This window comes from Brevibacterium picturae (genome assembly GCF_030453725.1).
Classification (GTDB): Bacteria; Actinomycetota; Actinomycetes; order Actinomycetales; family Brevibacteriaceae; genus Brevibacterium; species Brevibacterium sandarakinum_A.
This window is the reverse complement of the sequence record NZ_JAKDJU010000114.1, coordinates 1-9,872: the sequence shown is the minus strand read 5'-3', so window position 1 is coordinate 9,872 and position 9,872 is coordinate 1. Positions and strand designations below refer to the sequence as shown.

The window sequence follows — 9,872 nt, the reverse complement described above, 5'->3', positions numbered from 1 at the left end:
GCGGTGACCGACATCGCGGTCAGAACCGGCCGTGGCCCCGAGAAGTCGATGACGGAGAATGAGCCCGGGGCTACGCTGATGCGCTGGAAATCGTCGAGCGGCATAGCCAGCGCATTCGCAATGATGGCCTTGATGATGTCCCCGTGGGAGACGAGCATCGCCCAACGCGACCCCTTGCCCTTGCTCTCACCGTGGTGCTTCTCCCGCTGTTCCTCGTCATGGCGTTCGGCTGTGCGGAGCTCGTCGACGACTGTCCTCACATGTGACACGGCACGGTCGGCCGCCTCGGCGATGGATTCGCCGCCGGGGAAACGCGCCTGCGAAGCTTGGTCGACGACGGTCTTCCACAGCTCTTCGCTGCCGAGTTCCTTCAGGCTCCGCCCGGTCCATTCGCCGTAGTCGAGTTCGATGAGTTCAGCGGCGGCTTCGATGCGGTCGATGTCGAGTGTTGACTCCGCGATTCGGGCTGTCTGCTCACATCGCTGGAGCGGGGAATGCAGCAGGCGGGAGAAATGCCGCTGCGGGAGCATCCGCAGGGTGTCGCGGAGGGCGCTGGCACCCTTATCTGTCAGCGACACGCCGGGTGCGCGACCGGCGAGGATCCCTGCCGTATTCGCACTGGAGACGCCGTGCCGGAGGAGAACGATGACGGGCATACCATCAACACTAGCCCAGATCGTTTACAGTGGGCCTATGAAACGTCAGCGTCCGACGATGACCTATGAGTTCCGCAAGGTCTCGTTCTCCAAGGATGTGCCCCGCTCGGTCAGTCTCCAGGAGCTCAATGATCAAGCCGAATACGGCAAATGGGAGCTGGCCCGGACCCGGATCTCCGTGGGAGGCACCAAGACCGTCTGGCTGCGCCGCAAGATCATGCCACTGACGCTGAACAGCTGACTACGTCCCTGTGAAGTCAGCCGCCGCGCTTCTGCCTGTCCTCTTCGCCGGCCTCGTCACCATCGCGGCCGGCGGTGCCATGTCCCTCCAGGGTCGCGCGAACGGCCTGCTCGGCCCGGTTCTGGGCCACTCCGTCTTCGCCGCGCTCGTCTCGTTCCTCATCGGACTCCTCCTCGTGGGCACGACACTGCTGTGCTCCTCCCGCTCTCGGACCGGCTCCCGGGCCCTGATCCGTTTGATCCGCACCCAAGCGATGCCGTGGTGGATGCTGCTCGGCGGTCTCAGCGGTGGCCTCGTCGTCATCGCTCAGGCCTCGACCGTGCCCATCATGGGAGTCGCGATGTTCACCATGGCGTTCGTCTCGGGTCAGGTGACCGGCGGCCTCGCCGTCGACTCCACGCGCCTGCCGCCGGGCGGCAGGCAGCGTCCGACGTTCCTCCGGGTCCTCGGAGTGCTCGTCGTCATCGCCGCCCTGGTCTACGGCGCCTCGGAGAGATTCACCCTCGGCGTCCCGCTCTGGGCCCTGCTCCTGCCCTTCGTCTCGGGCGCGCTGACATCTGTCCAGCAGGCGTTCAACGGACGGATCAAGGCCGCCACGGGCTCGGTCATCGTTGCCACGACGGTGAACTTCACCGTCGGGTTCCTCGCCCTGCTCGTGGCCGCTGGGATCATCATGGCCTCCGGAGTGACCTGGGCCGGGTTCCCGACGGAACCCGCTCAGTGGTGGATGCTGCTCGGCGGAGCCTTCGGCGTGATCTTCATCGGGCTGACCGCACTGACAGTGGCGAAGCTCGGCGTGCTGCTGCTCAGCCTGTTCTCGCTGTTCGGAAATCTCCTCGGTGCACTCCTGCTCGACCTCCTGCTGCCCATGCCCGGATCCCTGGTGAGCCCCACGACGGTCATCAGCGCCGCCCTGGTGCTCGCCGGGATCACGATCACGATTATGCCTTCATCAGGAAATCGCCCAAGACCCTCGCCCCGAACTTGAGTGCGGAGATCGGCACACGCTCGTCGACGCCGTGGAACATCGCCGGGAAGTCGAGATCCCCAGTCAGCTGCAGCGGCGCGAATCCGTATCCGGTGATGCCCAGCTCCGCCATGGACTTGTTGTCCGTGCCGCCGGAGAGCGTGTAGGGCAGAACCTTCGCAGTGGGATCATCATCGAGCAGACTCTTCTCCATCTGCGCGACCAGCGGGGTGTCGAAGGGCGCCTCCAGCGCGTCTCCCTCGTCGTTGGCCTCGATGTCGATTCCCTCCCCCGCCAGCTCCTTGATCTTGAGCATCACGTCCTCGTGCTGACCTGGCAGGGTCCGGCAGTCGACGTAGGCCGTGGCCGTGCCAGGGATGACGTTGTGCTTGTAGCCGGCGTTGAGGAACGACGGATTCGAGGTGTTCTGCAGCGTCGGGGCGACGAACTTCTCGACGGAACCGAGCTCAGCGAGCAGTTCACCGATCGTGTCGGCCCGGAACTCGATGCCGGTGATCTCGGCAACTCCCTCGAGGAGCTGCCGGGTCGCGACGGGGATCTCCTGCGGCCATGGATATTCGCCGATGCGGGCGATGGCTGCGGCAAGCCGGGTGACCGGGTTGTCATCGTTGCGCTGGGAGCCGTGACCCGCCGTGCCGTGGGCGATGAGGTTGAGCCAGGCGAGCCCCTTCTCTGCGGTCTGGACGAGGTACACGCGCTGGCCGCGGACATCGACGGAATAGCCGCCGACCTCGGAGATGGCCTCTGTGGCTCCGGCGAAGAGCTCCGGGTGGTTGCGGACCATATAGCGGGCGCCGTAGTTCCCACCGGCCTCCTCGTCGGCGAAGAAGGCGATGATGAGGTCACGACGGGGGCGCAGACCCTGGCGCAGCATATCGCGGACGGCGGCGATGATCATCGCGTCCATGTCCTTCATGTCGACGGCCCCGCGGCCCCAGAGCAGCTCGTCCTTGATGACACCGGCGAAGGGGTCGACGCTCCAGTCCTCTGCCGCCGCCGGAACCACATCGGTGTGGCCGTGGACGACGAGCGCGTCCGCCTCGGGGTCGGTTCCCTTGATCCGGGCGACCAGGGAGGCCCTGCCCGGTTCGGATTCGATGATCGTCGACGTCAGTCCCACCTCGTCGAACCAGCCTGCGATGAGATCCGCTGCCGGCCGTTCGGGGTTGACCTTGTTGCCTCCCCAATTCTGTGTGTCGATGCGAATGAGCTGCTGGCACAGAGAGGTGACCTCTGCCTCGGCGGCGGTGAAATCGTACACGGTGTCTCCCGTCGGGTAGGTGCAAAGATGCTGACGTGATCCACGTTATAGCAACTCGCTGCGTGTCGTCCCCGACGCCCACCGACCGGACTGTCCCCGCCCGTCCGTCGGGGCCCTCACCGACGGTCTCCGGGAGTGAAGCGAAATGGCCTCCGGATCAGATCCGGAGGCCATTTCCTCTGTTGTGCGCGAAGGGGGACTTGAACCCCCACGCCCGATAAGTTGGGCACTAGCACCTCAAGCTAGCGCGTCTACCAATTCCGCCACTCGCGCTGGCAACAGAGATTACTTTACACGCGACTTTCGGCCGTGCAAAATCAGATCGGCCGATTGTGACGCACGGCACTCGACTGCTTTTGGGCGGGTCATCGCTGCCGCTTTCACATGCTCATTCGCGCCTCGTTCGCAGCCTCATGCTCAGAGCTCTGAGACCTCGGAGAGGATGTGCGGTTTACCGGATCTGAGGTCGAAAACGGCGAACTTCGCAGCCTCATGACGCCGCCCTTCGGTGATGGCGAACCCGACTGTCGACGGCAGCAGCACAGGCTTCGCGAAGGACACGTCCCAGCGGTAGGACTCCAGCCTCGTATCGACCGCGGACAGGGCCCGTGAGGCACCGTACATTCCGTGGGCGATGAGCCGCGGGAAGCCGAAGCCCTTCGCTGCCAACCCATTGAGATGGATCGGATTGTAGTCACCCGAGGCGTGGGCGTAGCGCTGACCGATGATCGGATCGAGCCGCCACAGTGCGCTCGGGCTGGGAGCTGTGAACTCCTCCCGGGGCGGTTGCGGCTTGGGCTCTGCGTTGGGCAGCTTCTTGCCCTTGGCCAGATAGGTCGTCGTCTCCCGCATCTTGGCCACACCGTCGACCTTCGCCTCGACGACGACCTCGATCGTGGTTCCGGATGGATGCTGGAACGGACCGGCCAGCGACACATGGAAGTCGACGCTGTCACCAACGTGCACGGCGCCGAGGCTGTCGATCCTGTTGTGGATGTGGACCATGCCCATCATCGGCAGCGGCACCTCGGGGTCGCTGAGCAGCTGCATGCTCAGTGGAAAGGCGAGGACGTGCAGGTAGCCCGGGTGGACGATGTTGCCCAGCCCTGCACCGATGACGGTGGTGAAACCGGCGTAGGCATCGGCCTCGATCGGCATGCTGCGGTCGAGGGCGCGGGTGGGCAGGTCCGGGCTCGTGCGAGTCCCCAGCGGCAGGGCCTTGAGCACGGCCTTTGCGTAGAGCGGCAGCATCGATTCCTTGGCCATCATGCACCCACCATGTTCTGGCCACACACCCGCAGTGTCGATCCGTTGATGCCTCTGGCCCCCGCCGAGGCGAGGAACCCGATGGTCTCGGCCACGTCGACGGGCTGCCCGCCCTGTTGGAGACTGGAGAGACGTCGTGCGACCTGCCGGGTCAGGGTCGGCATCTTCGCGGTCATGTCGGTTTCGATGAAGCCGGGCGCTACAGCGTTGATCGTGCCGCCGCGCTTGGCGAAGTCGGGCGCCGAGGCGGCCGTGAGCCCGATGACGCCGGCCTTCGAGGTCGCATAGTTCGTCTGCCCGCGGTTGCCCGCGATGCCCGAGGTCGAGGCCAGTGACACCACCTGGGCTCCCTCGGCGAAGAGATCCTTGTCCCGCAGGTGAGAATTGATTCGTGCCTGGGAGGCGAGGTTGACGGCGATGACGGAATCCCACCGTGAAGCATCCATGTTCGCCAACATCTTGTCTCGGGTGATTCCGGCGTTGTGAACGATGATGTCGACCGGACCTCCGACCGCCTCGGCAATCTTCTCCGCCGCGGTCTCAGTGGTGATGTCGAGGTGAAGGGATCTGCCTCCGACCTCGTTCATCACCTCGGCCAGGGCCTGTCCGGCCTGGGGCATATCGACGCCGAGAACCTGAGCACCGTCACGGGCCAGGTTGCGTGCGATGGCCGCACCGATTCCGCGGGCGGCACCGGTCACGACGGCAGTGCGGCCCGCGAGCGGACCGGCATCTCCGGTGGACAGGAATTCCCGCATCCCGATCGGGGTGCCGGCCGAGGATGAGACGGTGATGAACTGCCCCGAAACATAGGCCGATTTGCCTGAGAGCAGGAACCACAGCGCGGTGGCCACAGAGGGCGCCTGCACATCGACGCTGTCGAGGAGGATCCCGTTCGCGGTCGCTCCGGCGCGCATCTCATGAGCCATGGAGCGGGTCAGGCCTGTGATGCCCTGGGCCGTCGCCGCGAGTCCAGGGCTCTGCTCCTGCGGATTCGGGGCCGCCGAGACAGTGATGACACGACCGCAGCGGGCCAGTGATCGCAGCGCGGTTCCGATCTCGAGCACGGTCTCCGACAGGTCACCGGGGGCGGCTGCCTCGTCGAAGACGGCGATGATAGCCCGCAGCGACTCACCTGAAGTGGCGTGGCGTCGAACTTCGAGCCCGTTGTCCAGGAGCAGATCGGCCAGTTTCTGTGCCTCGGGTCCGGAGCCGAGGACGAGGACCGGTTTCCGGCGATAGTCCGCCGGAGTCGAGTCGAAGCGGTGCAGCTCGACCGGCTGTGGCAGGCCGAGTGTCTTCGCGAACTGCTTCAAGGGTCCGTTGACCAAGTCCAAGTAGGTGTCTTTCATGCTGCCTCCACAATCGCAGTGAGTCCCTGGCCGCCTGCTGCGCAGATCGAGACCAACGACCTCTTCTTGCCGGTGAGCTTGAGGTACTTCGCGGTGGAGGCGATGATGCGTCCACCGGTCGCCGCGAACGGGTGTCCGGCCGCAAGGCTCGAACCGAGCGGGTTGAGCTTGGTCCGATCGATGGAACCAAGTGCCCCGTCGAGGCCGACCTTGTCGCGGCAGAACTTCTCTGATTCCCAGGCCGCCAGGTGGCTGAGCACGGTCGAGGCGAAGGCTTCGTGGATCTCGAAGACGTCGAAGTCGGAGAAGGTCAGTCCGTTGCGCGCCAGCAGGCGTGGGACCGCATAGGCCGGGGCCATGAGCAGTCCCTCGGCACCGTCGACGAAGTCGACCGCGCCGGCTTCTGCGTCGATGAGGCGGGCCAAGGGGGTGAAACCGTGTTCGTTCGCCCAATCCTCACTGCCGAGGAGGACGGAGGAGGCTCCGTCTGTCAGCGGAGTCGAGTTGCCGGCAGTCATCGTCGCCGGGGAACTCAGCTTCTTGCCGAACACGGGCGAGAGCTTGGCCAGCGATTCGGGCGACGAATCCGGGCGCATGTTCGTGTCGCGGCTGACACCCAGGTACGGGGTCGAGAGGTCGTCGAAGAAGCCCTCATCCCAGGCGCGGGCGAGATTGCGGTGCGAGGCCACGGCCAGTTCGTCTTGGGCCTCACGGGTGATCTGCCACCGGGCGGTGGTGATCGCCTGATGCTCGCCCATGCTCATGCCCGTGCGCGGCTCAGCCGTTGATGGCGCCTGAGGAGCCAGGTAGGCGGGGCGGATCTGCGCGGCGATCTTCGCGCGCTGGGCAAGGGTCTTCGCCCGGGTGAGCTCGAGCAGGATCTCGCGCATCGAGTCGTTGACGACGATAGGAGCGTCCGAGGCCGAGTCGACGCCCGAAGCGATGCCCGACTCGAGCTGACCGGCGTTGATCTTGTTATTGAGGCTGACCACGGTCTCGAGGCCGGTGGCGCAGGCCTGCCCGACGTCGAATGCGGGAGTCGTGGGCGCCAAGGCCGAACCGAGGACGGCCTCACGCGTGAGGTTGAAGTCCTTCGAATGTTTGAGGACAGCGCCTCCGGCAACTTCACCGATGTTCTCACCGGCCAGGCCGAAGCGAGCCACGAGTCCGTCGAGAGTGCTCGTGAGCATATCGAGATTGCTCGCCTTGGAGTACTGCTTGTTCGAACGGGCGAACGGAATGCGGTTGCCGCCGAGGATGACGGCGCGCTGGGTGGGAGTGGACATTTGCACCTCCGATATATGGATTTAACTGTTACCGACAGTACCTGATACTGTCTGTCACATGAAATCGCTCACAGATGGTCGGTCCACTCGGTGGCAGCAGCACCGCGACCTGAGGCGTCGGGAGTTGCTGCGCGCTGTCCGGCATGTGGTCGACGTCCACGGCGACGAATTGTCGATGGAGCAGATCTCGGAGCATTCAGGCACGACGAAGTCTGTCCTCTACCGGTACTTCACCGACCGCGCCGGACTGCAGGCGGCGATGGGCGAATGGGCGATGGATGTCATCTCCAAGTCGCTCGACGACGCGACAGCAGCCTCGGCGCAGGATGCACTGACCGAAATGATCCGCGCCTACGTCGCGCTCGCCGCCGAATCACCGAATATCTACCGATTCTGCGACACCGCAGTCAATCGTTTCGCACCCACCGAGACGGGCGGGTTCTTCAACTCGATCGCCGGGCTCCTTGCCGAACGCCTCGAACTCGAGGGGTCACAGGGGCAGCTGTGGGCAGCGGGCGCTATCGGATTCGTGCGTGCCGCAACCGAGAACTGGCTGGCCGATCCCGGTCACCCCGATGGGTTCGCCACCGCAATCAGCCAATGGCTCTGGGCCTCACTGCCCGCAAAACTAGGAGTAGACGAATGAAGCTTTCCCTTGATCCACAGGCGATCAACACCGTCCTCGACGGACGGTGGGCCGCGGCACGACGCCAGGGCCGGTCCCTGGCACTCGACGAGACCACTCACGACGATCCGGCCGATGACCTCGAGACCGCCCGGGCGAAGACGCTCAACAGTGTCGGACTGATGGCGGACACCGGCCTGACGAAGCTCAGCCTGCCGGAGTCTCTGGGCGGCCGCAATGAGCACGCAGCGAACATCGCCGCGTTCGAAGAGACCGTCACCGCCTCCCCCAGCCTCCAGGTCAAGGCCGGTGTCCAGTTCGGACTCTTCGGTGGCGCGATCCTGCACCTGGGCAATTCCGAACAGCACGATGCCTGGCTGCTGGCCGCACAGAGCGGCGAACTCTTGGGCTCGTTCGCGATGACGGAGATCGGGCACGGATCAGATGTGGCTGCGGTCGGCACAACGGCGACCTATGTGGCCGAGGACGAAGAGTTCGTCATCGACACCCCTTTCCGCGCCGCGACCAAGGAGTACATCGGCAGCGCCGCGCGGGACGCACGGGCCGCGGTGGTCTTCGCCCAGCTCATCACCGATGGCGTCAACCATGGTGTGCACGCGTTCTTCGTGCCGATCCGCGATGAGGACGGCCAGGTCCTGCCGGGCATCAGCACCGAGGACGACGGCTACAAGGGGGGTCTCAAGGGCGTCGACAACGGACGGATCGCCTTCGACCAGGTGCACATTCCCCGGTTCAACCTCCTCGACCGCTACGGTGCCGTGACTGCGGCAGGCGAATACTCCTCCCCCATCGATTCCCCGGGTCGTCGCTTCTTCACGATGCTCGGAACCCTGGTCCAGGGGCGGGTCTCCCTCGACGGTGCCGCCATCGTGGCCTCGAAGCTGGCCCTCGACATCGCCGTGCGCTACGGACTCGAGCGCAAACAGTTCACCACCGTCGACGACATCAACGAGACCACCCTCTTGGACTATCAGCAACATCAGCGCCGTCTGATGCCGGCCATCGCCTCGGTCTATGCCTCGGCCTTCGCCCACGACAAGCTGCTCACCTCCTTCGAGGAGGTCTTCTCCGGTGCCGACGGCAGCGAGGAGAATCGCGCCCTGCTCGAAACCCGCGCCGCGGCATTCAAGGCTGACACGACATGGATGGCCCTCGACGTCATCCAAGAATGCCGGGAGGCCTGTGGCGGGGCCGGCTACATGGCCGAGAACCGTCTCGTGGGACTGCGCGCCGACCTCGACATCTATGCCACGTTCGAAGGCGACAACACTGTCCTCCTGCAGCTGGCGGCCAAGCGCCTCCTCGGTGATTATGCGAAGGAATTCGCCAATATCGACGTCGGCGGGGCAGCCCGCTACATCGGCACTCAGGCGGCCGAGCACACGCTCTACCGCACCGGACTGGCAAACGCGGGGCTCGCAATCTCCGACGTATTCACCCCGAACCTCGGCGAGAAGAGGATCCGATCGGGTCGCCTGCAGCGCTCACTGCTCGAAACCAGGCTCGAGGTCATGGTCTCCGGACTCGCCCAGGCGCTACGCCCGGCGATGAAGATGTCGGCGGCCGATGCCGCGGACCTGTTCAACTCCAATCAGCACGAATTCATCGAGATGGCGCGCGCCTACGTCGAGCTGGAGAAGTGGAAGGCCCTCGATGAGGCGATGAAGGACCAGACCGACCCTGACCAGAACAAGCTGTTCCGGCGATTGCGGGATACCTACGGACTCAGTCTCATCGAGAAGCACGTCGGCTGGCACCTCATGTATGGTCGCTTGCCCATGCTGCGCGCACGTCAGCTCAATGAGACGCTCAACCGCCTGTGTGCGAAGCTGTCCGCCAATGCTGTGGACCTGGTGGATGCCTTTGGTTACGGCGATGATCACCGCCGCGCGACGATTGCGACAGGCGTTGAGGCCGAGAGACAGACCGAAGCCGCCGACTACTACCGCCATTCCCGTGCCCAGGAAGACTATGCGGTCCCGGAGAAGCAGCTGCGCAAGGCTGCGAAGGCGGCACGGAAGGCCGCTGAGAAGGACGGCCGCAAGGCGAAGTCCGGAAACTAGAGGTCTCGAAAGTCAGTGAGCGGGCCCGGCGGGCAAAAACCCCCCCCGCCCACGCACGGTTTTGTGTGGCGATGATTTTACCACCCATAAAACCGGGCCGAACCCGGGCAGGC

At 65.0% G+C, this 9,872-nt stretch carries 9 protein-coding genes and 1 tRNA gene; 4 read left to right on the top strand and 6 right to left on the bottom strand.

Annotated elements, in window-relative coordinates:
- A partial coding sequence (locus L0G76_RS11240; protein ID WP_304357307.1) for a histidine phosphatase family protein occupies nucleotides 1-656 on the bottom strand: 656 nt, incomplete at its 3' end.
- A 37-nt stretch (nucleotides 657-693) separates the two neighbouring features.
- Between L0G76_RS11240 and L0G76_RS11235 the strand changes: the two genes are divergently transcribed.
- Together L0G76_RS11235 and L0G76_RS11230 are read left to right on the top strand one after the other, a co-directional pair.
- Entirely contained in the window at nucleotides 694-897 is a 204-nt protein-coding gene (locus tag L0G76_RS11235) for a DUF5703 family protein (RefSeq protein ID WP_304357306.1), read from the top strand.
- 10 nt (nucleotides 898-907) lie between these two features.
- Nucleotides 908-1,885 carry a DMT family transporter gene (locus tag L0G76_RS11230; protein ID WP_304357305.1) on the top strand — a complete coding sequence of 326 codons (978 nt, stop codon included), beginning with the start codon at nucleotides 908-910 and terminating at the stop codon, nucleotides 1,883-1,885.
- Here the strand turns inward: L0G76_RS11230 and L0G76_RS11225 are convergent.
- The 5 genes from L0G76_RS11225 to L0G76_RS11205 form a co-directional block, all read right to left on the bottom strand.
- Nucleotides 1,839-3,146 (bottom strand): M20/M25/M40 family metallo-hydrolase, encoded by a 1,308-nt coding sequence (locus L0G76_RS11225; protein WP_304357304.1) that lies wholly within the window; start codon nucleotides 3,144-3,146, stop codon nucleotides 1,839-1,841. The genes L0G76_RS11230 and L0G76_RS11225 overlap by 47 nt on opposite strands.
- A 185-nt stretch (nucleotides 3,147-3,331) precedes the next feature.
- Nucleotides 3,332-3,419: transfer RNA gene (locus L0G76_RS11220), tRNA-Leu, on the bottom strand.
- A 144-nt stretch (nucleotides 3,420-3,563) separates the two neighbouring features.
- The gene (locus tag L0G76_RS11215) at nucleotides 3,564-4,415 is read right to left on the bottom strand and encodes a MaoC family dehydratase (protein WP_304357303.1); all 852 of its coding nucleotides are present in this window, start codon (nucleotides 4,413-4,415) and stop codon (nucleotides 3,564-3,566) included.
- A complete protein-coding gene (locus L0G76_RS11210) occupies nucleotides 4,412-5,764 on the bottom strand; it encodes a 3-oxoacyl-ACP reductase (protein ID WP_304357302.1) in 1,353 nt (450 codons plus the stop codon). Before L0G76_RS11210 ends, L0G76_RS11215 begins: the two co-directional genes overlap by 4 nt.
- Nucleotides 5,761-7,050, bottom strand: coding sequence for an acetyl-CoA C-acetyltransferase (locus tag L0G76_RS11205; RefSeq protein WP_304357301.1), 1,290 nt, complete (start codon nucleotides 7,048-7,050; stop codon nucleotides 5,761-5,763). The genes L0G76_RS11210 and L0G76_RS11205 overlap by 4 nt, the downstream gene beginning before the upstream one ends.
- 58 nt (nucleotides 7,051-7,108) lie before the next feature.
- Here L0G76_RS11205 and L0G76_RS11200 point away from each other — a divergent pair, with 58 nt between their 5' ends.
- Together L0G76_RS11200 and L0G76_RS11195 are read left to right on the top strand one after the other, a co-directional pair.
- The gene (locus L0G76_RS11200; protein ID WP_304357300.1) at nucleotides 7,109-7,696 is read left to right on the top strand and encodes a TetR/AcrR family transcriptional regulator; all 588 of its coding nucleotides are present in this window, start codon (nucleotides 7,109-7,111) and stop codon (nucleotides 7,694-7,696) included.
- Nucleotides 7,693-9,759: an acyl-CoA dehydrogenase family protein gene (locus L0G76_RS11195; RefSeq protein WP_304357299.1), complete on the top strand. Its 2,067-nt coding sequence runs from the start codon at nucleotides 7,693-7,695 to the stop codon at nucleotides 9,757-9,759. Before L0G76_RS11200 ends, L0G76_RS11195 begins: the two co-directional genes overlap by 4 nt.
- The last annotated feature ends 113 nt before the right edge of the window (nucleotides 9,760-9,872 follow it).

Bases quoted from the DNA above. Each gene is read 5' to 3' on its own strand.
- L0G76_RS11235 (WP_304357306.1), top strand. From the start codon at position 694: ATGAAACGTCAGCGTCCGACGATGACCTATGAGTTCCGCAAGGTCTCG.
- L0G76_RS11215 (WP_304357303.1), bottom strand. From the start codon at position 4,415: ATGATGGCCAAGGAATCGATGCTGCCGCTCTACGCAAAGGCCGTGCTC.
- L0G76_RS11210 (WP_304357302.1), bottom strand. From the start codon at position 5,764: ATGAAAGACACCTACTTGGACTTGGTCAACGGACCCTTGAAGCAGTTC.
- L0G76_RS11205 (WP_304357301.1), bottom strand. From the start codon at position 7,050: ATGTCCACTCCCACCCAGCGCGCCGTCATCCTCGGCGGCAACCGCATT.
- L0G76_RS11200 (WP_304357300.1), top strand. From the start codon at position 7,109: ATGAAATCGCTCACAGATGGTCGGTCCACTCGGTGGCAGCAGCACCGC.
- L0G76_RS11195 (WP_304357299.1), top strand. From the start codon at position 7,693: ATGAAGCTTTCCCTTGATCCACAGGCGATCAACACCGTCCTCGACGGA.